Below are 22,623 nucleotides of genomic sequence, written 5' to 3'. Positions count from 1 at the left end.
CGCCTTCGGGCGCTTTTTTTGTATAGCTTTAATGACTTAGGATATTTCTCTGTTTTTCCATAAGGTAAATAGATAGAAAAATCAATATCCCACCCATGATAAGGAAGGGGCCTGGCTTTTCTTCTGGAAGAAAGATAAGGGATTCGCTTACGCCAAAAAAGCTAATGAGTAGCCTGTATGAAGCGAGGCGCGATACTTGATAAATTGTGATGAGATGAAACCACAAATTAAAACCAAAAGCCGAGACACAGGCTAAGTAAATGGTGAGTAGAAAAAGTTTTTGATTCATGTTGGAAATAATTTCTATCAAAGCAGGGAAACTTAGTGCAAGAAGAACTAATCCACCAAAAAAGAGTGAGCTACCATTATAGAAGTTTGGATTAACGCCTCGTTTTTTTAAAGGTCGGATAATTAATAAGCCAATGGTGCTACTTAGTGTGGCCAATGTGGTTAATAAAAGGCCAGAAAGTTCTCCTTGTAGGAGAGATTGAAAAGAGAAGCCTTCTTTATATGTGGCTAATGCGACACCCATGATTCCGATGCTGAGTAAAAGAATTTGTCGAAGATGAAATTTCTCACTCTTATCAACCAAGGGGGTGATGATTGTCCACCACAGGGTTCCTGTACTTGCGGCAATAGCAATTAAATAAGCGGGAGCATGGCGAAAACTCGCGTAAAATAGAGCATAGTGAAGCGCGATTTGGAAAAAGATCCCCATAAACATCAAGGGGAAATTTTCTTTGAATTTAGACCATTGAACACGATGTCGGTAAAGATAAAGGATAATGATTCCTGCAAGTGTAAAGCGCATTCCTGCAAAGGCCCAAAGGTGGCGGAGAGATGTATCGGGTAATTCTAGCCTAGCTAAACGAATAGTAGGAAAGGCGGATCCCCATGCTGCCGTGCAACAAATAGCTAAAATAAAGAGATAAGAAGAGCTACCTGGTTTGAATCTATTTGTCGTTTTCAATCAATACCTTTGACTTGTGATTTGTTCAAGCTTAGTCGAGATCGTGGATACTTCCAATTACTAAGTCCTGAATCCGTGAACTGGCTTTAGAATAATCTCGGAGGGATTTTATTTTCAGAACTTTACAACTTTTTGCAGGAATACCCGTAGGTCTTTTGAAAAAAGTTGTAAGTCAATGAAGGTGAAAGACCAAGATGATTAACTTAATGTAGCTCACTGATTCAGGTAACTGTGTAATTTTAATTTCTAATTAGTGCTTGACTTTATGTGACTCTATCATTATAATATTAAAAATGCCAACGATGGCATTTTTAATATTGAACAAGAAAACTGAAAACATCTAAGAGTAGATTTGCTTGTGTATGCAGCAAAGTTTAGAGTAGGCGCATGCCGAAAATGTTTTCCAGTAGACTGAAACGAGATAGGGAATTATATGAGCTACATAAGAGTGATCATTTTTGCTTTATTACTGATAGGCTGCGATAATCAGTTAAGCTCGAAGAAAAAAGTTTTGCGTTTAGCGCATACCTTACCAGAGAATCATGTCGTCCATAAAGCGATGTTGCACATGGCTGAAACGATTGCCCTTAAATCAGAAGGTAAAATGGAACTGAAAATTTTTGCAGGTGGCCAATTAGGTAAAGAGTCGGATACCGTGGCTTTGGTTCAACTTGGTGGAATAGATATGACCAAAGTTTCTGCCGCAGCAATGGAGAACTTCGTTGAAGAAATCGGGATTTTCACCTTGCCCTATGTATTTAAAAATAGTGAGCATTACTGGGGGTTTCTTGAGAGTGAAAGTGGCAGTGACTTACTGCAGGCAGGTAAAAGAGTAGGGCTTCGTGGTTTAACTTATTATGATGCTGGTGCGCGAAGCTTTTATACTTTAGATAAAATGGTCACAAGTCCCGATGATCTGGAAGGGATGAAAATTCGAGTGATGGGCAGTCGCAATTGCCAAGATGCAATTAATGCTCTAGGAGCACAGGCTCAGTCTATTCCCTATGGTGAATTATATTCAGCACTTCAACAGCGAGTTGTCGTGGGGGGAGAAAATAATCCGCCTTCATTTGTCACTTCACGACATTATGAAGTCTGTAAGTTTTATTCTCTCAATGAACATTCGCGTATTCCAGATATGCTGGTGATGAGTCAGGTCAATTGGGAAAAACTCACTGTGGAAGAACAAGAGATCGTGCAACAAGCGGCAGATGAATCACGAGAGCTACAACGTAAGTTATGGCAAGAAGAAACCACAAGGGCCTTGGAACAAGTGAAAAAATATGGGGTGACAGTTTTATACCCTCAAAAAGAGCCCTTTTCTGAAAATTGTAAGGAACTTTTATCGCAAGTGAAAAACCCTATAATTAAAAATCATTTAAAGAAGATCAAAGTCATGGAGTCATCTCATGTTAAGTAAACTAAAAACATGTAAAGATGGGCTGATGAAGGTTTTGGATCTCTTACTTATAACGATGATGGCAATGCTTGTAATTGTGGTCTTATATCAAATTCTTGCGAGATCATTAAATTTAGGTGGAACGGCAATTTGCTCCGAATTAGCACAGTTTTTATTAGTGTGGATAACTTTGCTTGGCGGAAGTTTAGCTTTTGCAAAAAATGCTCACTTGGGTATCGATTATTTTGCAGGCAAACTAAAGGGGAATAAACGATTGTGGCTCGATATATTTGGGCAAATATGCATTGCTTTTTTTGGTTCATATTTACTTCTATTCGGAGGAGCAAAATTAGTGACACTGACACTGCGTTTTGATCAATTGTCTTCCGCAATGGGAATTCCAATGGCTTACATCTATACCGCATTGCCGATATCCGGTTTATTCATCAGCTTAGTCGCATTGGAGACTATTCTAGAAAAGGTCAATGCAATGAAGGAGGCTCAGTAATGGATACTTCTATCCTTATTCTCATCGCAGTTTTTGGCGTTCTTTTAATTAGTAATGTTCCTGTAGCCGTATCGATTGCGCTAGCTAGCTTTGCGACCTTAGCTTATTTAGGAGGAATGCCTGCCGAAACGATCGTCTCTTTTCGCATGGCATCAGGAGTTAATAGCTTTGCCTTGCTTGCTATTCCGTTCTTTATTTTAGCGGGTAACTTGATGGGTCGAGGAGGTATCGCTAGACGTTTAATTAATTTTGCCGCAACTTTAGTAGGTGCCCTCCCGGGTGGCTTAGCTTATGTCAACGTTATTTCCTGTATGTTTTTTGGAGCTATTTCTGGTTCAGCAGTAGCAGCGGTATCCTCCATCGGAGGCTTTATGATTCCCTCTATGGAAGAGAAAGGCTATGACCGTGAGTATTCAGTGGCCTTGACTACGACTGCAGCAACTACGGGCATGATGATTCCTCCGAGTAATATAATGATTGTTTATTGTTTAGTATCTGGTGGTGTGTCTGTAGGAGCAATGTTTCTAGCAGGGGTAATTCCAGGGATTATTTGTGGTCTGTGTTTGATGTTAACAGCAGGGTTTATCGCAAAAAAACGTGGCTATGCAGGGGGCGAACGCGCGACTTTAGCACAAGTCTTTAAAGCCTTTCGAGAAGCCTTTATGAGCTTAATGCTTATTGTAATAGTTTTGGGTGGGATTCTCAGTGGTTTTTTTACTGCGACCGAAGCGGCTGCTATTGCAGTGGTCTATGCTTTGATTCAGGCTGTTGTTATGTACAAAGAAGTGAAGCTAAAGGAGCTTCCCGGAATACTTCGTGATTCGGGAATCACCACTGCAGTAGTTATGCTTTTAGTGGGTGCTTCAATGGGTATGTCTTGGCTTATGGCTTATCAAGAAATTCCACAAAATGTGAGCAAAGCCTTGTTGGGAGTTTCAGATAATCCTTGGGTTTTATTTATTATTATTAATTTACTTTTATTAGTAGTGGGGACTTTCATGGATATGACTCCCGCCGTACTCATTTTCACTCCAATTTTACTCCCTGTCTTTATTAAAATTAGCGGTAATGCGGAACTAATGGGAGTGCCAGCAAGTACTTGGATTCCCATTCATTTTGGGATTATTATGGTTGCCAATTTAAGTATAGGCCTTTGTACTCCACCAGTAGGGACTTGCTTGTTTGTCGGTTGTGGAGTAGGAAAAAGTAGCATTTCAAAAGTCACTCGTCCGATGATTCCTTTTTTCCTTGCTATGGTGGTGTCTCTTTTGTTTATTACTTTTTTCCCAACTTTATCCCTATGGCTTCCTAAAGTCTTTGGTCAATTTAATTAATGAGGTTCTTTATGTTGAAAAAACATCAAATTCTATCCTTTCTACTTATCACTTTTGTGAGCATCTCCTGTGCTCAAAAAGTAGTAAAAACTAATGACGATATGAGGCAAGAGCTAGCTGAAAGCATGCAAAAATCTCATGATTGGATGTGGGAAAATCGGAGTTTAACAAAAGGAGGTCAAAGAGCTGACTGGGATTGGACCAATGCGACTTGGTTTGCGGGAAGTATGGAACTCTATAAGGTTTCACAAAATCCCGAATTACTCAAGCAGCTTCGCAGTGTTGGCGAAGGGTTGGACTGGACTATAGGTGATCAGACTCCCGGAGATAAGCACGATTTACAATGGTACCGTAGTGAGTATGCTAAGTTCCAAGAAAGTAATGATAAAAACATTATTGATATCATGGAACATGCGGGAAAAAAGACCACTAGTTTTGCAGATAATCACACCATCATTCAAGTTTATGCGGATCTCGCAAAAATTGATAAGAAGAATCAGTATCTAGACCAGACAAATAAAGCTTTTCTTGCACTGGTAGATGAAAACCTTGATGTCGACATGACGGATCACTTAGCCGTTTGTTGGAGTGGCGAATGGTCTTGGTGTGATTCTCTTTTTATGGGACCCCCGGCTTTTGCAAAAATATACGATGTCACCGGAAACAAAAAGTACTTAGATTTCATGGATCGCAAATGGTGGAAAGCTTACGATCTTCTTTATGATAAAAAAGAAATGCTATTCTATCGAGATGCCTCATATTTGTCAAAGAAAGAAGCTAATGGTGCCAAAGTCTTTTGGAGTCGTGGCAATGGTTGGGTGATGGGAGGACTCGTTCGCGTTCTCGAAGTGATGCCAAAGGATTATCCCACTCGTCCTCAATATATTCAGCTTTTTAAAGAAATGTCAGCAAAAATCAGTTCAATTCAGCAAGATGATGGTTTCTGGCGTGCGAGTTTACTTGACCCGACAAGTTTCCCAGGAGGCGAAACTTCTGGTACGGGTTTCTTTTGCTACGCACTTGCCTGGGGAATTAATAATGGCTACCTCGATAAGAGAGTTTATCTGCCAGTAGTGAAGAGATCCATTAATGCCCTGATGCGAAGTGTTGATAAAAATGGAAAAGTCGGCTGGGTTCAAGCCATAGGTAAAGATCCTAAACAAGTGCAAGCAGGTGATACGGAAGTCTACGGTGTCGGTGCTTTCTTACTTGCGGGTAGTGAAGTTTATAAAGTTTTAGGAGAGTAGGGAGAAATTGATCGCCTGGTCAAGGACTGGCAAGTCCTTGCAGGGTGCATGAGGGACAGAGTCCCTTATAAAAATACTTTAAAATAAACAAGGAAAATAAAATGAAATCGAGATATACAGTTGGTATCAACGAATATAAACGCATGTGTACAGAAGAATTACGCAGCACTTTTTTGCTAGATAATATGTTTCAGTCTGGACAATCTGAATTAGTTTATTGTGAAGTGGATAGAACGGTAGTCGGTGGATTTTTGCCAACGTTAGCTCCTCTTAATCTTGAAGCGGGAAAAGAATTGGCAAGCGACTACTTTTGCCAACGTCGCGAAGCGGGAATTATTAACCTTGGTAAGCAGGGATTAGTGACTGTAGACGGAGTGAAATATGAAATGAATAATGTGGATTGTCTTTATATTGGGCGCGGAAGTAAAGAAGTGACTTTCGAAAGTATGGACCCACAAGATCCAGCTTACTTTCACCTCGTGAGTTATCCAGCACATAGGGAGTATCCCACCACACTGGCGACTCAAGCAGATGCAAACCCTGTTAATATGGGTTCACTCGAAGACTCAAATCATCGTACGATCTATCAATACATACATGCAAATGGCGGAATTAAGAGTTGCCAACTTGTGATGGGTGTAACAATCCTCGAAGCTGGGTCAGTATGGAATACAATGAAACCTCACACGCATGAACGTCGTTCAGAAGTCTACACTTATTTTAACCTAAACGAAGATTCAGCAGTCTTTCACATGATGGGTAGTGCAGAGGAAACGCGTCACATCATTACTCGTGATAAAGAATCAGTGGTTTCTCCTAGTTGGTCATTGCATTCCGGTGCGGGAACTTGTGCTTATAGTTTTGTCTGGGCCATGGGTGGCGAAAATCAGGAGTTTACTGATATGGACCACATCGAAGTTAAAGAACTTAAATAGGAACAGCAGATGATCTTAGATAAATTTAAACTGGATGGAAAAGTGGCCCTCGTTACAGGTGCGTCAAAGGGACTTGGTCAGGCAATGGCAATTGGTTTAGCAGAAGCGGGAGCAGATGTCGCTTTAGTGGCACGTGGATCAATGGAAGAAAGTAAGGCAAAAATTGAAGCTCTAGGGCGTAAAGCCATTATCATTACTGCTGATCTAAGTTCTCAAGATTGCATCCCCGAGATTATTGAACGTACAGTAAATGAATTAGGACGTTTAGATATCTTGGTAAATAATGCCGGTATTATTCGCCGAGCCGCAATTGCAGAGTTTACTGAAAAAGACTGGGATGACGTTATCAACGTCAACCAAAAAACGCTCTTTTTTCTTTCTCAGGCAGCTTCAAACCAAATGGTGAAACAAGGCGAGGGAGGAAAAATTATTAATGTGGCTTCCATGCTTTCCTTCCAAGGTGGAATTCGCGTTCCTTCCTACACGGCTTCAAAATCTGCAGTTCTAGGTCTCACTCGCCTTATGGCAAATGAACTCGCGGATAAAAATATTAATGTCAATGCAATTGCACCGGGTTATATGGCGACAGATAATACGGCTGCTTTACAGGCTGACCCCGACCGCAATCGCCAAATTCTAGAAAGGATTCCAGCGGGACGTTGGGGAAAAGTTGAGGATCTCCAAGGAGCTTGTGTCTTTTTAGCTTCTGAAGCGGCTTCATACCTCCAAGGTTACACAATTGCAGTAGATGGCGGTTGGCTCTCAAGATAGATTAGCAATGACTAATGTTTCCATAACTTGATGAGTTTTATGAATGTAATGAATTTAGGTGATCAAATGAAAAATATATTTTACATAGTTCTAGCTTTTACTTTTGCGTTTTTCGCAAAAGGAGAGCGCCCAAATATCATTATTATTTTATCAGATGACGCAGGTTATGGAGACTTTGGTTATATGGGAAGTACAGAGTTTAAAACTCCTCATATAGATGAGATGGTATCTGAAGGTATTCAATTTTCTAATGCTTATGTGACCGCTTGTATGTGTGCACCAAGTCGCGCGGGGTTGATCACGGGCAAGTATCAGCAAAAACTTGGCTTCCACCTTAATCTTCCCCACAATTATAATCACTCATTTGGTTTGCGCACATCGCAAAAGACTTTGGCGGATTATATGAAAAACGCGGGTTACAAAACAGCCGCTTTTGGCAAGTGGCATTTGGGACATGAAAAACGTTATCATCCCAATCAGCGCGGCTTTGATTACTTTTATGGTTTCGCAGCAGGACATCGTTCTTATTTTTCCTTGGAAGAGCCAGATAAATCTACCCTGGCTTACCGCATGGAGCGCAATGGTGAGTATTTAGAAGAAGCGGATGATTTCTATATGTCCGATGCCTTAACAAGTGATGCGATCTCCTTTATCTCAAAAAATAAAGAGGAAGAATTTCTTATCTATCTCGCTTTTAGTGCAGTGCATTATCCGATGCATGCCAAAGAGCAAGACTTGAAGGTTTTCGAGGATATTAAAGATACAAATCGCAAAATTTTAGCAGCTATGACAAAGTCAATGGATGATAACGTAGGTCGTCTTCGTCAGGCTTTGAAGGATATGGATTTAGAGGAAAATACTCTCTTGTGGTTTTTGAATGATAATGGTGGTGCCTACAATAATTTTAGTGATAATGGTGTTTTACGAGGTGGGAAAGGGGGTTTGTCCGAAGGTGGTATTCGAGTGCCCACGGCTATCGTATGGCCGGGTAAACTAAGTTCAGGAATTAAGATGAATCATCCCATTAGTTCTCTTGATATAGCACCCTCGATTTTAGCCATGGCAGGTGAGCAAGTATTAGACTTAGATGGCAAAGATATTTTGAGTCCAATCATTCAAAAAAATGACTTTACTGAGCGTGATCTCTTTTGGGCGAGTCAAGAAATCTATGCAATGAGAAGGTCAAATTATAAATTAATTCGGGTCGATTTCTCAAAGGGACCTAAATTTTGGCTCTTCGATTTGGAGCTTGATCCAGGTGAGCAAGTCAATCTTGCGGAGTCCGCAAAAAGCCGCGTTCAAGAAATGAATCAATCACTGAATAAATGGATTAGGACTCACAAAAGCGCGGACTTTCGTAAAAATGATTATCTCAAAGACTCAGAAAAAGAAATGCGTTTACGTGAATGGATGAAATTTAATTAAAAGGAAAATGATATGAAAAATTTAGTATGCCTCATTGGGCTAGGACTATTAGCGAGTTGCCAGAGTTCTTTAGTCTGTGAAACACCTAAAAATGTAAATTATGATGTACTCTGCTACGGTCGTCATGCTCCTGAACGTCAGGATGATTTTACGTGGGAAAATGACCGTGTCGCCTTTCGCATGTATGGGCCCGAATGTGGTAAAACGGGCACCGTCTTGAGTGGGATTGATATCTGGTCCAAGAAAGTTGAGACTCCTATTATAGATCTTTGGTATGCACGAAATGATGCAGGGGAAAATTATCATACTGACCGAGGAGAAGGTGCTGATTTTTATAAAGTGGGGAAAACTTTAGGGGCAGGGGGACTCGGCTTTTTAGCTGATGGCAAACTCTACTGTACTCAGTATTGGGAAAAGAGTAGGATCTTAGAGCAGGGCCCCAATCGCATTGTTTTTGAGCTCGATTTCCCTGAACTCAAAGTTGGGAAAAGCCTCATAAAAGAAACGAAAAGAATTACACTTGAGCGTGGTTCGAATTTTAATAAAATTGAGTGCTCCTTCGAGATCACTGGTGCAGACGAAATTACGGTGGCGGCAGGTTTGCGGAAATCGCATAAAAAAGCTGCGGAATCCGCAAAACTAGCGAATGCTTATGCCTATAGCGAAGTCGTGGATAAAAAACAAGTGATTTATTCAGCGATTCAGGTAAAAGATCAAGAAGTCAAACATTTAGAAGCCCATGATCATTACCTACTAACAGCGAAAATAAAAAAGGGTGAAGGCTTCACTTATTATGCAGGAGCCGCGTGGCAAGCCAGTGGCCAGTTCAAAGATTTTAGTGAATGGATAGACACTATAAAATAAAATTCTTACGAGCTTATTTTACCCGCCGGAGGCTATCCTAATGCATGGGAACTTAAGAGATATTTGAGCTCGAAGAGCTTAGGAATGTAGCCGTGGACCTAAATCCGTGGTGTTTGAATAAGAGCATCGTGCGTGCCGAAGGTACGCTGCAGAGCGTTTCCTTCATACCTTCGGCATGAATATCATTTTTTAACAATACTCACCGGATAAATCCGGTGGCTACCATACTACATACCTTCGGCATGTGCTTAAGAACCCTGTCATTAGGGACGGGCTCTCTATATGAGATGATGACTCATCTAATAGTTTGATATTTCATCTTGTTTAATACGAGCGAGCAAACATAACCTTTTTAAAGTTAAGATTTGATTAATCGACCTTGTGAAGATTGTATACTATGAGCATTCATATGTATATTTTCATTTGGGAATTCAGATGTTAATTTATTAGGGAGAAATCATATGTTATCCAAATCCAGTCTAGTACTTTCTTTAGCAGCTTTACTCAGTAGCCAAATATGTGCTTCCGAAGAAATTGGCTCGGTTGATATTAAAAGAATCCAAACACCCGACGTGGTCGAAACCTCGATTGGTACGCTGAAATTCATCGATGGCGCGCCTTTGCCCGAGACAGCTCAAAAAGCTTACGACTACCTCGACACTATGCGTGGCGTTGACGCCTTCTTAAAAGGCATTCCCGCCGCCTCCATCCAAGGCATGATGGAAGGCCCCCGCGTCATCGGCCAAAAAACATCAAATCAGATCGTTATGACTTTTATGAACTTTCTTTTTGCTTTCTTTGGCTTCAAGTAAAGTTGCGGAGTTAAGAATGAAGCCGCCTAGAATTAAGGAGTAGATAAATTTATTCATGGGTGAGTAACCTTAGTATGATTATTAATTATACTTTTAATTACCGAGAAAAATTAAATTTGACATCAAAAATCTAAAAGATTAAAAATTCGTCGTATTTTGAATGAAGTTCATACGACTTACAATTGTCTAAGTGAAGATTAGCCCTCTGTGCAATGAGCTCTGAGGGAGTGACTCATAGATGAGTAGGGCTTAATTGAGTAAGGCGATATCGGAAGCTTTGATCCAGCAGGTAGAGCCATTGAGCAACTCAATATGAAGCCAGTGACCACGCTCTTCTAAGAGAGCAAATTCAGTGCCTGCATGAAGCGGATTGGTGAAAGCATTATTATAAATGTAGCCATTTCCCTGTTTAGGACTGGTTTCTTTGGCGATAATCACCCCATCGATATTTTGATCGAGTGCAGTGACACTAGTGAGGATAGATATGGCAAAAATCAGGCTCGCAATCCCAGTATATAAACGCGCTTTTTTGATTCTAACTTGTTTACTATTGAGGGAACAAGCGCAAAGAAAGAAAAAGCTCAAGTTGAAAATAAAGAAGATTCCCAGACGTAATTTTGGGTTCCACGCATGCCAAAAACAAACGAAGTTGATGATTTCCTGAAAGTTGTTTTGGGGCACGACGTCATTGGTCTGTTTTTGGACATATTTGAGGTTGTGATTGATATCGGAATCAGTGGGGTTTAAGCGCAAAGCTCTATGGTAATTTAGGATGGCGAGGCCCGCTTCACCATGCATGAAATAAGCATTAGCTAAATTGTTGTATAACTGGCTATTTCTGAGCCCTTGTTCTTCAATGAGGAAACGGTAGCCATTGATTGCTTTTATGTAGAGGCCTTCAGCCTGTTCAGGATTTTGTAAAGCGGCTAGCTTGGCTTGTTCAAAGTTGCTGTTTGCCTGCTCTAGTATTTGTGGATTTTTTTGATCCACAGCAAAGAGAGCACTACAGAAAAGTACGAGGACGCTGAAAAGTTTATGCATTTGGAAGTCTCCTTTCTATGAGTCGGATAATTTTTTGACTTCGTCGTATTAAGTCATCGAGCTGTAAATTGTCCTTATAATTTTCTTTAAAACGCGGAAGTTTTAGGCTATCGAGAATATCACTTAATTCATCGAAATCATTGGGCTTAATTGCCGCCTTGAGTGGCAATTGTAAGTCTTGACTAAGAATCGCTCCTGCAGTCATATTGAGTCGATGGGCAAAGTAAGTTTGTATTTGGCTATCGAGTTCATCAGTATTTTTAGCTTTGGGCTGAGATTTGAATTTGCGATAAGCGCGAATAGCTAAAGCCTGTTGTGGATTACTTTTAAAGAGCCGATCATAAGCAGTGACTTGAAAGTAAATTAAAAATAGCGCGGGAGGAATGAGGAAAGCCCATATCCAATCAGAAACGAGGCTATCGGGTTTAAGTATATCTACAGAGATATTGTTGTGGCGAATACCGTCGGGATTTTCCTCTAAGTTATTTTTGAGTTTATTGGGTCCTTGGATAATGGCGTCAAAGGCAGTGAGCTCACGAGCGGCAGTTACATTAATCGCAATGGCGTCACTTTTTGCTACGCCATAGCTTTTGCTTTCGATATCAAAATAAGGAATGCGGATAGCGGGGATGAGTTTCACATCAGTATCAATAGGGCGAATCGTTCGTTCAAAAATTTTAGTATCTTCTTTAATTTCCCCAAGTCTTTTATTGGGGAGTAATTTGAAGCTTTGGGTGAAGGGCAATTGATTATCGAGCCTAGGAAGTTCGAGGATTTCTGGAAAAGCATGATTGGAGAGTTTGATGTCTAGCTTAATGGGAGAGCCAGATTCAAGTACAACATTGTCAGCTTTGACAGATAAATCGACTTTGCCAACGAGGCCATAGAAATCTGCAGGGCGACCTTCAGTAGGAAGGGCTTTGACTTTTACCTGAAGATCAGACGAGAGGCACATTAGTTTTTTGAAATTGCCATTGACATCGGCATCAAAGAAATTGTTGTTGAAAAAACTAGGGTAGGTGGGACGCCAACGCTTTTGTTGCTGGGGGTTTTTCACCACGTCGGGATAAACACTCAAAAGACGTGCTTTACCGAGATTAAATTGCCCTGCAGAAAGAGGGATGATAACGCGCTGAAAACGCAGGTATTCATATTCTTTTTCATCAATTTTTGTAGAGCCACGCAAAGCAATAATGCGATTTTGAGAAACGGGGAGGCCAATAGCGCTTTTATTATTGGGGTCAGGTTCGTTTTTACTATTTAAGACTCGGAAAGAGGCATTTTGAAGAATGGGGATTTCAATATCCACGGCTTTGAAAGCATAGAGGGGTAGAGAAGTATACCAAGTAACGGTAGCAAGCACGGGCTCGCCGACGTAAAGATCAGTCTTGGAAAGTTGAACATCGAGTTTGATGTCTTTGCTAAGCTCAGGGCTTTTAACTTGGATGCTGATGGCTTCCGTCTCGTAAAATTTATCCGCCACAACAAGTGTTTGAGAAGGAATACTTAATTCACCAGCTTTGAGTGGAACTAAAGCCAAGCGAATATGATAAGCCTTTTCCTTATTATTAAGAATCGGGTCCTGACTGATGATAGTGAATTGAAAACCGGGGAACTCACTGGCCTGGAAAGGACTTACGGTATTACTGCCAATGAGCATGAGGTCAAGGTGAAATTTTTCGCCGATAAAATACGTGGTGGTCGAGCTCGCTGCGTGTACTTTTATGGGGTCCACTATTTCTTGTTCAGCCTGTACAGTCTGCGTTGCTTGTTTTTCTTGGGTTTCTTGAGCTTGAATCAAGCTAGAGAAAAAAAGAAAAATAACGATGAATAAATTTTTCATTACCAGTCCTTGTCAACTTTGGAGCGTTTGGCCGGTTTTTTATTGGCCTCGCGAATTTTTTGAAGTTCTTGTTCCATTTTAATAATATCTTGAGGATTCTTTGCCGGAGGGGGAAGTTCCTGGCGTCCGAGGTCTACTTTAGAGCTGTCGGGCATGGCTTCATCATCGCCTTCTTCACCTTCTTCGTCACTCTCTTCGTACTCGTCACCTTCTTCGCCTTCTTCTGATTCACCATCAGAATCCTGCTGTTGTTGATTTTGATCTTGATTTAAGAGCTCGAGGGCTTTACTGAGGTCAACAATGACACTTTGACTTGTAGCGGGACTCTTTAGATCATTAAGCTTGAGTTGTTCAATCAGATCTAAACCTTTCTGATGCGCTCCTTGAGTGAGATGCTGTGATTCAGCAAAGGGGAAAGTTCCTTGCTCTTCTCCGCTAAAAAAGTCTTTTTCAACTTGGCTAAACTTTTCATCTATGGCAGCGATCTGTTCTTGAATGAGCTGCTGATCTTTATCTTGCTGACTTAAGTCAGCTTCTTTCTCGAGTCGTTCTTCAGTAGCCAACTTTAAGAGCGTTTCATCTGCAATAGCTTTGACAAGAAGTTCTTTAATAGCATTGACTTCGGCTTCCAGTGCGGCTTGTCGTTCTTCGGCTTCTTCTTGCTGCTTTTCTCTGGTGAGTAGATACACTTTAGTGATTTCTAGATTATAAGCGGCTTTCTTTAGGCTAGGTTCACTTAAAATGATTTTTCGGTAGAGCCTAATCGCATCCTTGAGGTAGCTCTTGGCGGTATAAAAATCGGCTTCTGCTTGAGCCTCTTTAATATGAGCATTCGCTAAATTAAAAGTAAGCAGGCAGACAGCATAGGGCTTGTTTACGAGTGTAATGGCTTTGCGGTAATAGCTAAACGATTGCAGGTAAGCTTCTTCCTTTATGTATTCTTTGGCAAGGTCGCGATTGAGGTCTATTGAATCAGGCTGCGCTTCAAGCTTGGCTAAAAGGTCAAGGATTTCAGGTGTCTCTACCAATTCTTCTTGCTCTTGGGCCATGATGAGTTCTTTCATATCTTCATCCATGCCCTTTAAATCCTCTGCCGTAAGTTTTTGGGCTTGTAGAGAAGTAAAACTACAGAAAAAGACGAGAGCAATCATACTGGTCTTGCCGATTTTAAAATGGGGAGTGAAGAGCAAGAGCATGAAAGAGATAAAAGCTAAGTAAAGGAAGACTTTAAAGCGCTCAACGGGAACTTCGATGGCATTTTTAGATAGTTCTTGCGTTAGTTGTTGTTCACTGATTTGGCGATAAATACGAGCTAGGTTCATTTGCTTGGTGCCTAGAGGGAGGTATACCGCGTCTTTGCATTGTTCGCTAATGTAGAGCATGGTGCTACTCTCGAGTTTCGTTAAAACTTCACGTCCCTGATGAAGCATGTAGCCTTCGCCTTCAAGAGCGGGAATGGGCGCACCATTTTTCTCATCGCCCATGCCGATGAGCATCAATCGGGCTTGTTTTTCATTAACGGCTTCGATAGCTTTATCTAGGAGCTCGCCTTGGTCACCCCCATCTGAAATGAGAATGATGTCCTTATACTGTTGTGAGTCACCACTAAAGAGCTTATCACAGGTCTTCATTAAGGCATCTTCAATGCGAGTCCCGCCATGGGCGACACTATCATAATTGACGCTATCGAGCATTTTCAGGAAGAAGTCATAATCAAGTGTCAGCGGACATTTGATACTTGCGGATCCCGCAAAAACAACGAGACCAACTCGGTGCTCATCTAAAGAAGTAATACATTCGGCAATCAGGTTTTTGGCTTTGTCTAAACGGTTAGGATAAACGTCTTCCGCGCGCATACTATTGGAGATATCGAGGACGAATACGACTGAACGTCCATCTTTGCGCAAGAGTTTAGATTCTGTTCCCCAAGAGGGTCGCATCAGGGCAATAATGAGGCAAGTCACGGTGAAACACAGTAAAAACGCTTTGCTCTGAGCTTTATTGCTACTCACTTTCAGTTGAGAAAAAGCTAATAAATCCTTTTTGTTATTTTTGCGCTGATGAATCATAAGGTAGATCAGCAAGGCTAAAACAGGGAAAAGGATGGCCATTTTAGGCGCGATGAATTGTAGGGCAAAAAGTGAGTTCATGGCGACACCCGCAAAATAGTGGATTTTAGTAGGCTATGAATAAAGAGAAAAAAGATGCAAAGCAAGGCGAAGAATTTGAATGCAGGTGACTTATCAGTGTATGAAACAGCTTTGAGCTTGGATTTCTCTAACTTATTAATTTCTTTGTAGACTTCAGTTAAGCTATCATAATCGTGGGCCAAGCGGAAAACACCACCAGTGGCTTTCGCCATTTTTTCTAAAACTTGATCACCAGCACTTGGACTAGGGGGGATGAAGAAGGTTCCTTTATCGGTCTTTTTACGTTCGGGTACAGGCTTATTCTGAATACTAATGGTATAAATTTTGATCCCCCATTCTTTAGCTAAGCTAGCCGCTTGTAGAGGCAGATGATTACCACAATTATTCTCGCCATCAGTCAATAAAATGATAATTTTACTTTTTATCTTTTGATCACCCTCGAGTAAGTCCAGTTGCGCCGCCGCAAGTGCGGTTGCATCACCATAAGCCGTACCATCTTCATTGGGACGGTTATTGATGGTCACGTCTTGGACAATACTCACCAAGGCGTCATGAGCCAAGGACAAGGGAGCAATGGTATCTGCGTAACGCGCAAAAGTAATGAGGCCAATGAGGTCATCGGGACGACCTTTGAGTTCTTTGTCATCACCCGCAATAAATTTCTCCACCACGACTTTGGCGACATCCATACGTGTGAGCCGTTCCTCACCATATTTCATATTAATGTCCATACTACTGGAGACATCAATGAGCACCTGGATCGCAATGCCTTGACGATCTTGGCGTTGCTTAGTGACTTCAGTCAAGGGGTCGGCTAGCGTGAATATAATACTGATTAACGCGAGATGAAGAGTGAGGGGAAGTAAAAAGAGTAGGTGGATACGCCAAGACTTTTTGGCATGGCTCATATTCTCGATAGATGAAAAGGTAATCGCATGGCGACGTCGACTGCGCCATTGGTAGAGTGCTAATATGGGAATGAGCACCAAAAGAAAAAAAGCGTAGGGAGTTTCAAAAGTCATGATGAGATCTCCTCAAAAACCTTTTTGAACTCGGCAATAAGCTGGCCAGGTATAACCGTCTCAGGAGAAAAACGTCTGCTGAGGTAGCTATCGATAAAGTTTTTTAATTTCATCTGTGATGGATTATCACTCGCTAGAGATGATAACATGGTGGCTAAATCATCTTTGTGAATTAAGAAGTTGTACATCATCGTTTTTTGTAAGAGCTCTTCAAAGCCAGCAAAACTTTCTTCACAAGCCTCAATATCTTTAGCGCTGATTTTGAGTTTGATGGTGGCGATCGTTTTCTTTTTTCGGGGAAGGAAAGGCAATAGCAAAACAATCAAAATCAAGAGAATATATAGCGGGGGGCGCTGTTTAAGCGAACCTTGGTGATCAGCCACAAAGTCTTCAGGAGCATTAATACTGGCAATCACTATTTTTGATTCCGAGGATTTAACTTGACTTAAAATAGCTCCATCCGCTTTGAGGATAATACTGATTTTGGGGGAGCTATATTGGCCCGGAGCGGGGGGTTCAAAAAGCATCGTAAACTGAGTTCGCAGTGTGGAAGGAGATGCCGGAGCCATGATTAATTCACTTTGATCAAAGAGTTCAAAGTCATCATTTTCGAGGATTTGTAGTTCGATTTGAGTGGCCAATGGATGGATGGCAGTGAAATTATATTCAAGTAAGTCAGTGCTAGTAATTTGCGCAGCATTAGGCTGCCATTGAACCTCTAAGTCACCAGCTTTAAGTTTTTGGACCGGTGCTTTCGTTTTGTCACAAGAAAGTAGGACAAAAAATAAAGAGATGAGAAGGAGCAGAGATTTATTTCGCATCTGCAGACCTATCGCTTCGCGCACGGAAAAAACTAATGATTTTGTGCATGAAGTCTTCATTTAAATTGATGTTTAAGTAATCGGCATTGATGTCATGACAGAGAGTTTTTAAGTCTTTTGCTTGTTTCTCATGCTCAGCAACATAAGTGGAGCGAAATTTCTCTGAAGCACAATCAACAGTCTGGAGCTCACCATTTTCCGAGTCGACAAAATGGAAAATCCCATGCTTTGGCATGGTGAGTTCACGTTGGTCTTTTATATCTACGCAAATGAGGTCATGAAAACGTGCAGTATCACTGAGGCTGCGTTGAAAGCCTTTATCCATGAAATCCGAAATCACAAAGGCAACACAGCGTTTTGGACGAATGCGATTGAAGTAATCGAGTGCTTGATCAATATTCGTTTTATTTGATTTGGGTTTGAGCTCAAGGATTTTTGAGATGAGCATCATAACATGCTTTTTTCCCTTGCGAGGATTGATCACAAATTCAATTTGATCACTAAAGAGAATCAGTCCCACATTATCATTATTATGAGCTGCGGCAAAAGCGAGTAGGGCAAATATCTTTGCGACTAAATCAATTTTGCGCTCTTCGCTAGAAGCAAAGTAGGCGGATGCGGAAATATCGATCAGAAAGAAAAGCGAGAGCTCGCGTTCTTCCATGAATTGTTTAACATGGGGCTTGCCAGTACGTGCGGTTACCGACCAATTGATCGAACGAATATCATCGCCATGTTCATATTGCCGGACACCCTCAAATTCTATACCAGATCCCTTGAAGGCACTACGATATTCACCTGCGAGTATTTCACTAACAGGCTGTCGGCAGTGGATTTGGATATGCCGAACGCGACGTTCTAGTTCTTCTTGGGTCACAAAAATTAACCGTTATAAGTGATGGAAGAAAGTAATTCCTTAATGATGTCGTCCGTAGTTTTTTCGTCCGCTTCAGCTTTATAAGAAATACTGATACGGTGACGCATCACATCCAGTGCCATTGTTTTGACATCATCAGGCAAGACAAAGTCGCGGCCTTGCATCATCGCGTAAACCTTGGAGGATTTGAGCAGAGAGATGCTGGCACGGGGAGAAACACCATGGGAAATATAACGATTGAGATGGTCTAAGCCGTACTTAGCAGGGAAACGCGTTGCATCTACTAGGCGAATGATATAATGCTCGATTTCTTCGGAACTGAAAACTTGGTCAACAACCTCACGCATCTTGATGATTTCATCCGGATCGAGCACATTTTTCACTTCTTCTAATGCTTTATTAGAGGCCATGCGTTTCATGACTTCGTGCTCTTCATCAAAATCAGGGTAGGTCACACAGAGTTTGAAGAGGAAACGGTCAAGTTGAGCTTCGGGAAGCGGGTAGGTACCTTCTTGCTCGATGGGATTTTGTGTGGCCATAACGAGGAAGGGTTGGTCAAGTTTATAAGTTGTACCGCCAATAGTTACTTGTTTCTCTTGCATCGCCTCTAAGAGCGCACTTTGAACTTTTGCAGGTGAACGATTGATTTCATCGGCCAAGACCATATTGGCAAAAATAGGTCCCTTGTGGGCGGAAAACTCATGAGTTTTTTGATTATAAACTTGTGTGCCAATGACATCGCCAGGCAATAAATCTGGAGTGAACTGAATTCGGCTGAAATCTACATTTAAGGCTTGTGATAAAGTTGAGATGGTCAAAGTTTTTGCAAGACCGGGAACACCCTCAATCAATACGTGCCCATTGGAAAGCATGGCAATAAGCAGGCGTTCAATGAGTTCGCTTTGACCGACAACAACTTTTGCCACTTCAGTTTTGATGCGATTGAGTTTCTCGAGTTCTTCTTCGAAATTTTTCTTTTCAACTGAGCTCATATAATATTCTCTATAAATGTTAAAATTGTATTAAGTACTACGCAGAGAGCTTCACTGAAGTTACATCTCTTTGTAAAAAAAACTGTTTTTCTCTAGTTATTCCTGTGTCACCTTGAAGGTATAATCGGCAAGATTTTGAAATTCTTACATTATATACACTTATAATCGGGATTTTCTGACGCGCTCATAAAAAAGAGTTAGGATTTAATGAATAATTATTCATCAATGAAAATCTTAACAGAAAACACCCGAAATCTTAAGAATTATTATATTCCCGTGGGAAAAATTCAGAATCATCGGGAGATAAGGTAAACACCATAAACGGGAGCTTGTTTAATTTTGAAATTTTTCTTCACCTTATTGATTTTTACATCCTTGCTTTATTCTTCTGAAAAAATAATTTTAGGGCAAGCACCTTGGGCGTTTGAGTTTTTGCCGCAAGCCATAGCTCTGCCACAGGGCCATCATCCGAATGTGCAGGATTACCATGGTGTCGCAGTGGATTCAAAAGGTCGAGTTTATATTGGCTATTACTCGAAAAAAGCTACTAAGGAGACTCGTGCAGTGGCGCGCTTTAGCTATCATCCCGATTCTGATCAGCCCTTTCGCTTTGATCGTTTCTTGGGAGATTCGACTTGGAATGATCATCGTCTTCATGGTTTGAATATCATTAACTTAGCGAATGGCGAAGAGCGCCTACTCATTGTGTACAATAAGCAAAAGGTAATTCTTTGTGATCTAGAGGGCAATATTGATGTACCGAATGGATTTAAAATTTTGAATAAAAACTTCAAAAAAGCTTCCGATGGTAACTACTCACCTAAGTCAAAAAATATTGCTGTATACGATGGCTACGCAAGTAATAAACTGTATGAGCTCAATTTGAAGGATGGGCACGAGCACGGGCATTCACATGGGGCTAAAGGTGCCGGCTGGAATCAGACGAATACAGCCCATGGTGTGGGGCTTGATCCTAAAGGGAATTATGTTATTGCCGATCGCGGCAATCAACGATTACTGTGGCGTGATCCTGATTGTAAGGCCTTAGTTTCGAAAAAGGGTGAGTTTCACCCTCTTGAGTTAAAGACTCCTGGACTGGAAGTATGTAATGTGCAATTTCAGGGTGATAAGGCTGTTTTGCCTTGCCTCAATGCACGTTTGGCCTTCCTAGGACGATCCGAGAAAGAAGAGTGCGGTTGGGAAATAGCCAGTACTTTTAAAATGCCTCGAGAACTGATCGCTCAAGGTTACGATGGTATTCACGATGCTAACTTTTCTGTTGATGGCAAGTATGTTATTGTCGCAGTGTGGCAACGAAGAGCAAAAACTCAGCCGCGATTGTTTGTATTAAAAAAGCTTGATACACAGAACTAATCATCTTATTGTGCAATCAACAAAGGAGTGAGCATGAATTCAGCTGATCAAGAAAAATTTGTACTGCTACTTGGCCAAGTACAACCTGACCTGAAGCGTTACATTTATTCCTTGTCTTATAATAAAGGAGATGCTGAAGATATTTATCAGGAATGCTCTTTAGCTCTTTGGCGCAAATTTGGAACTTACGATAATTCTCAACCTTTCCTCAATTGGGCCTTTCGTTTCGCCTATTATGAAGTCATGAAATTCAGAGAAAAACAGAAGCGCCGTAAACTGCTTTCGGATGAAACGCTTAAAATTTTAGCGGAAGAATATCAAAAACCTTTGGGGATAATAAAAGAGCAAGAGCGACTTTTGTCCTTTTGTCTTGCGAAATTACCTGAGGATGAAAAAGCCTTAATTGATATGCGTTATTCGCAAAAATTGAGTGTCAAAAAAATTAATAGCCATTTTGGCGAAACGGGAAAAAAGATCTACAGGGCCTTTGAACGCATCCGTTATAAACTTTATAATTGCATTGATGAAACACTGGAAGCAGAGGGGTTAAAATGAATCAGGAAAATAAAATTAAGACTCTGGTGTCGGCACTTCTTGATGATAATATTAGCGAAGCCCAAGCAGCTGAACTCGATCACTTACTTCAAAGTGATGAGCAAGCACGTATCATTTATCGCCGCATGATGGCTATGGATCTGCAGCTCCAAGAAAATGTAGAATTGGATACTGTCATGTCAGATCTACCCAGTCCTGAAGAGATGCCAGAGAAATTTCGAAGTACTCGCTTTCAACTCCATATATTTCAAGCGGCCGCCGCCTGTCTCGCAGTGGCTTTGATGATAAGTTTTTTTAGATCACCAAAAGAAGTAAAAGGTCCAGGAATAGTAAAAACTCTACCAATTGCGAGCCCCAAAAAGGTTTTAGCCAAAATCATTGAAGTCAGTCCAGGCACGCAATGGAAAGGGAGAAAGTTTAAAAAGGGTGACGATCTTTCTGTAGGGAATTTGGAATTTGAGTCAGGCTCAGTGGTCCTTCAGTATAAGCATGGTGCGGAAGTGAAATTAGAAGGGAGAGTACACTATAGGCTCAAGTCTTTGAGTCTGGCGGAACTCAAATATGGGCAGCTGGCGGCTAACGTTCCAGAAGCAGCTCAGGGCTTCACCATTGACGCACCGAAAGCCACTATTGTGGACTTAGGTACCGAATTTGCCATGAATGTCAATACAGCAGGTGAGAGCCAAGTTTTTGTTTATGAAGGTGAAGTCGAGAGTTCTTTAATCGGCGAGGATGGCAATTCCTTAAAAAATATTCGTTTATATGCTCAAGAGGGGGTGCAGATCAATGGTGAGCTTCAACAGATGTCACTCTTAGATAATGCCTCAGATTTCATTCGCCTTGAAGAGCAAGCAAAGGTAGTTTTACAAGTATCCGAAGATTATATCAAGACAGTGAAAGCGGATGAGCCCTTGGCGTATTGGCGTTTCGAAGAGGGCGCAATCAATGAAATGTCGAATGATTACACGGCGAGTTTTAAGGGTGATTTAATTGCCGAAGAAGGTGCATTAACTTTTGCCAAAGATTCACAAGCATATCTCGTCGTTGAGCAAGCCTTAGCCAATATTAATGAAGCAGGCTATAGCGCAGAGTTTTGGATTAATCCTCAGGAATATCGCAATCAAATGGCTTTGGCATCTTTAGTCTCGGCCGAAGATCCCGTGAAACACCTTTTATATACCGAACTTACGGGAAAAAAGGGGGCATTACGTCACGCTCCCTTTAACCTACGCATGTCGAGTCGCTTTCCCGCTGATAAGGGATCAGGAACCAATTGCTTTTCCAATAGCGCCTTTGTGACAGGCGAGTGGAGTCATTATGTTTTTGTGAAAGATGATCGAAGTCTGAAAATCTACATCAATGGAAAATTGGCCAATTCTATAAAAACAAAGTTAGGCTCAGATGATCAGGCCTATCAGTTTTGTTTTGGTCGCATTGACCCCGAGCGAAGCTCACGTTATTTCGTGGGGCAAATGGATGAACTCGCCATCTACAATTATCCACTGAATGCAGAACAAATTGCGAAGCATTATCAAGCTCAATAAGATTCTGAATCTTATTAAGTGGTGTCAGATACTTCAACTATCATTTTGTCGATGTCAAATTCTCAATTTTCATGTGCTATAGCGAGAGCCCGACAGGTGAAGATAATTTAAAATACGGATCTCATTATCGTCGGCCTAC

The 22,623-nt window shown here is 41.2% G+C and carries 20 protein-coding genes; 12 read left to right on the top strand and 8 right to left on the bottom strand.

Annotated elements, in window-relative coordinates; all coding sequences use genetic code 11:
* Positions 1-28: 28 nt before the first annotated feature.
* Entirely contained in the window at positions 29-970 is a 942-nt protein-coding gene (locus PQO03_RS07770; RefSeq protein ID WP_274149313.1) for a DMT family transporter, read from the bottom strand.
* Positions 971-1,403: 433 nt separating this feature from the next.
* On the opposite strand from PQO03_RS07770, the gene PQO03_RS07765 reads away from it, so the two are divergent.
* The 9 genes from PQO03_RS07765 (at position 1,404) to PQO03_RS07725 (ending at position 10,265) form a co-directional block, all read left to right on the top strand.
* Entirely contained in the window at positions 1,404-2,390 is a 987-nt protein-coding gene (locus tag PQO03_RS07765; RefSeq protein WP_274149311.1) for a TRAP transporter substrate-binding protein, read from the top strand.
* Positions 2,380-2,877 carry a TRAP transporter small permease gene (locus PQO03_RS07760; RefSeq protein ID WP_274149309.1) on the top strand — a complete coding sequence of 166 codons (498 nt, stop codon included), beginning with the start codon at positions 2,380-2,382 and terminating at the stop codon, positions 2,875-2,877. The genes PQO03_RS07765 and PQO03_RS07760 overlap by 11 nt, the downstream gene beginning before the upstream one ends.
* Positions 2,877-4,211: a TRAP transporter large permease gene (locus tag PQO03_RS07755; RefSeq protein WP_274149307.1), complete on the top strand. Its 1,335-nt coding sequence runs from the start codon at positions 2,877-2,879 to the stop codon at positions 4,209-4,211. Before PQO03_RS07760 ends, PQO03_RS07755 begins: the two co-directional genes overlap by 1 nt.
* Before the next feature lie 11 nt (positions 4,212-4,222).
* On the top strand, positions 4,223-5,458 hold the full coding sequence (locus tag PQO03_RS07750; protein WP_274149305.1) for a glycoside hydrolase family 88/105 protein: 1,236 nt from the start codon (positions 4,223-4,225) through the stop codon (positions 5,456-5,458).
* 101 nt (positions 5,459-5,559) lie between these two features.
* Positions 5,560-6,393 (top strand): 5-dehydro-4-deoxy-D-glucuronate isomerase, encoded by an 834-nt coding sequence (kduI, locus tag PQO03_RS07745; protein ID WP_274149303.1) that lies wholly within the window; start codon positions 5,560-5,562, stop codon positions 6,391-6,393.
* A gap of 9 nt (positions 6,394-6,402) precedes the next feature.
* The gene (kduD, locus tag PQO03_RS07740) at positions 6,403-7,164 is read left to right on the top strand and encodes a 2-dehydro-3-deoxy-D-gluconate 5-dehydrogenase KduD (protein WP_274149301.1); all 762 of its coding nucleotides are present in this window, start codon (positions 6,403-6,405) and stop codon (positions 7,162-7,164) included.
* Between the two features lie 66 nt (positions 7,165-7,230).
* Positions 7,231-8,589, top strand: coding sequence for a sulfatase-like hydrolase/transferase (locus PQO03_RS07735; protein ID WP_274149298.1), 1,359 nt, complete (start codon positions 7,231-7,233; stop codon positions 8,587-8,589).
* Between the two features lie 12 nt (positions 8,590-8,601).
* The gene (locus PQO03_RS07730) at positions 8,602-9,453 is read left to right on the top strand and encodes a DUF4861 family protein (RefSeq protein ID WP_274149296.1); all 852 of its coding nucleotides are present in this window, start codon (positions 8,602-8,604) and stop codon (positions 9,451-9,453) included.
* Between the two features lie 461 nt (positions 9,454-9,914).
* On the top strand, positions 9,915-10,265 hold the full coding sequence (locus tag PQO03_RS07725) for a hypothetical protein (RefSeq protein ID WP_274149294.1): 351 nt from the start codon (positions 9,915-9,917) through the stop codon (positions 10,263-10,265).
* 249 nt (positions 10,266-10,514) lie between these two features.
* On the opposite strand, the gene PQO03_RS07720 is transcribed toward PQO03_RS07725, so the two are convergent.
* Genes PQO03_RS07720 through PQO03_RS07690 form a run of 7 tightly spaced genes read right to left on the bottom strand, consistent with a single transcriptional unit; the run spans position 10,515 to position 19,011 of the window.
* Entirely contained in the window at positions 10,515-11,306 is a 792-nt protein-coding gene (locus PQO03_RS07720) for an SH3 domain-containing protein (protein WP_274149293.1), read from the bottom strand.
* Positions 11,299-13,149, bottom strand: a complete 1,851-nt coding sequence (locus PQO03_RS07715; protein WP_274149291.1) for a BatD family protein — start codon at positions 13,147-13,149, stop codon at positions 11,299-11,301. Before PQO03_RS07715 ends, PQO03_RS07720 begins: the two co-directional genes overlap by 8 nt.
* Entirely contained in the window at positions 13,149-15,299 is a 2,151-nt protein-coding gene (locus PQO03_RS07710; RefSeq protein WP_274149289.1) for a VWA domain-containing protein, read from the bottom strand. The genes PQO03_RS07715 and PQO03_RS07710 overlap by 1 nt, the downstream gene beginning before the upstream one ends.
* A complete protein-coding gene (locus PQO03_RS07705) occupies positions 15,296-16,321 on the bottom strand; it encodes a vWA domain-containing protein (RefSeq protein ID WP_274149287.1) in 1,026 nt (341 codons plus the stop codon). Before PQO03_RS07705 ends, PQO03_RS07710 begins: the two co-directional genes overlap by 4 nt.
* On the bottom strand, positions 16,318-17,142 hold the full coding sequence (locus tag PQO03_RS07700; RefSeq protein WP_274149285.1) for a hypothetical protein: 825 nt from the start codon (positions 17,140-17,142) through the stop codon (positions 16,318-16,320). Before PQO03_RS07700 ends, PQO03_RS07705 begins: the two co-directional genes overlap by 4 nt.
* Complete coding sequence (locus PQO03_RS07695; RefSeq protein WP_274149284.1) at positions 17,132-18,019, bottom strand: DUF58 domain-containing protein; 888 nt, start codon at positions 18,017-18,019, stop codon at positions 17,132-17,134. Before PQO03_RS07695 ends, PQO03_RS07700 begins: the two co-directional genes overlap by 11 nt.
* A 5-nt stretch (positions 18,020-18,024) precedes the next feature.
* Positions 18,025-19,011, bottom strand: a complete 987-nt coding sequence (locus tag PQO03_RS07690) for an AAA family ATPase (RefSeq protein WP_274149283.1) — start codon at positions 19,009-19,011, stop codon at positions 18,025-18,027.
* A 339-nt stretch (positions 19,012-19,350) separates the two neighbouring features.
* On the opposite strand from PQO03_RS07690, the gene PQO03_RS07685 reads away from it, so the two are divergent.
* The 3 genes from PQO03_RS07685 to PQO03_RS07675 are packed head-to-tail and all read left to right on the top strand — an operon-like array spanning position 19,351 to position 22,484.
* On the top strand, positions 19,351-20,385 hold the full coding sequence (locus tag PQO03_RS07685) for an NHL repeat-containing protein (RefSeq protein WP_274149281.1): 1,035 nt from the start codon (positions 19,351-19,353) through the stop codon (positions 20,383-20,385).
* 33 nt (positions 20,386-20,418) lie between these two features.
* Complete coding sequence (locus PQO03_RS07680; protein ID WP_274149280.1) at positions 20,419-20,940, top strand: sigma-70 family RNA polymerase sigma factor; 522 nt, start codon at positions 20,419-20,421, stop codon at positions 20,938-20,940.
* The gene (locus tag PQO03_RS07675) at positions 20,937-22,484 is read left to right on the top strand and encodes a LamG-like jellyroll fold domain-containing protein (RefSeq protein ID WP_274149278.1); all 1,548 of its coding nucleotides are present in this window, start codon (positions 20,937-20,939) and stop codon (positions 22,482-22,484) included. The genes PQO03_RS07680 and PQO03_RS07675 overlap by 4 nt, the downstream gene beginning before the upstream one ends.
* The last annotated feature ends 139 nt before the right edge of the window (positions 22,485-22,623 follow it).

The sequence above is a fragment of the Lentisphaera profundi genome (assembly GCF_028728065.1).
Classification (GTDB): domain Bacteria; phylum Verrucomicrobiota; class Lentisphaeria; order Lentisphaerales; family Lentisphaeraceae; genus Lentisphaera; species Lentisphaera profundi.
Note: the sequence above shows the minus strand (reverse complement) of the source record. Positions and strands in the feature narration are given on the sequence as shown.

Excerpts from the sequence above, each read along its gene's own strand:
- PQO03_RS07765 (WP_274149311.1), top strand. The coding sequence starts at position 1,404 with ATGAGCTACATAAGAGTGATCATTTTTGCTTTATTACTGATAGGCTGC.
- PQO03_RS07760 (WP_274149309.1), top strand. The coding sequence starts at position 2,380 with ATGTTAAGTAAACTAAAAACATGTAAAGATGGGCTGATGAAGGTTTTG.
- PQO03_RS07755 (WP_274149307.1), top strand. The coding sequence starts at position 2,877 with ATGGATACTTCTATCCTTATTCTCATCGCAGTTTTTGGCGTTCTTTTA.
- PQO03_RS07750 (WP_274149305.1), top strand. The coding sequence starts at position 4,223 with ATGTTGAAAAAACATCAAATTCTATCCTTTCTACTTATCACTTTTGTG.
- kduI (WP_274149303.1), top strand. The coding sequence starts at position 5,560 with ATGAAATCGAGATATACAGTTGGTATCAACGAATATAAACGCATGTGT.
- kduD (WP_274149301.1), top strand. The coding sequence starts at position 6,403 with ATGATCTTAGATAAATTTAAACTGGATGGAAAAGTGGCCCTCGTTACA.
- PQO03_RS07735 (WP_274149298.1), top strand. The coding sequence starts at position 7,231 with ATGAAAAATATATTTTACATAGTTCTAGCTTTTACTTTTGCGTTTTTC.
- PQO03_RS07730 (WP_274149296.1), top strand. The coding sequence starts at position 8,602 with ATGAAAAATTTAGTATGCCTCATTGGGCTAGGACTATTAGCGAGTTGC.
- PQO03_RS07725 (WP_274149294.1), top strand. The coding sequence starts at position 9,915 with ATGTTATCCAAATCCAGTCTAGTACTTTCTTTAGCAGCTTTACTCAGT.
- PQO03_RS07720 (WP_274149293.1), bottom strand. The coding sequence starts at position 11,306 with ATGCATAAACTTTTCAGCGTCCTCGTACTTTTCTGTAGTGCTCTCTTT.
- PQO03_RS07715 (WP_274149291.1), bottom strand. The coding sequence starts at position 13,149 with ATGAAAAATTTATTCATCGTTATTTTTCTTTTTTTCTCTAGCTTGATT.
- PQO03_RS07710 (WP_274149289.1), bottom strand. The coding sequence starts at position 15,299 with ATGAACTCACTTTTTGCCCTACAATTCATCGCGCCTAAAATGGCCATC.
- PQO03_RS07705 (WP_274149287.1), bottom strand. The coding sequence starts at position 16,321 with ATGACTTTTGAAACTCCCTACGCTTTTTTTCTTTTGGTGCTCATTCCC.
- PQO03_RS07700 (WP_274149285.1), bottom strand. The coding sequence starts at position 17,142 with ATGCGAAATAAATCTCTGCTCCTTCTCATCTCTTTATTTTTTGTCCTA.
- PQO03_RS07690 (WP_274149283.1), bottom strand. The coding sequence starts at position 19,011 with ATGAGCTCAGTTGAAAAGAAAAATTTCGAAGAAGAACTCGAGAAACTC.
- PQO03_RS07680 (WP_274149280.1), top strand. The coding sequence starts at position 20,419 with ATGAATTCAGCTGATCAAGAAAAATTTGTACTGCTACTTGGCCAAGTA.
- PQO03_RS07675 (WP_274149278.1), top strand. The coding sequence starts at position 20,937 with ATGAATCAGGAAAATAAAATTAAGACTCTGGTGTCGGCACTTCTTGAT.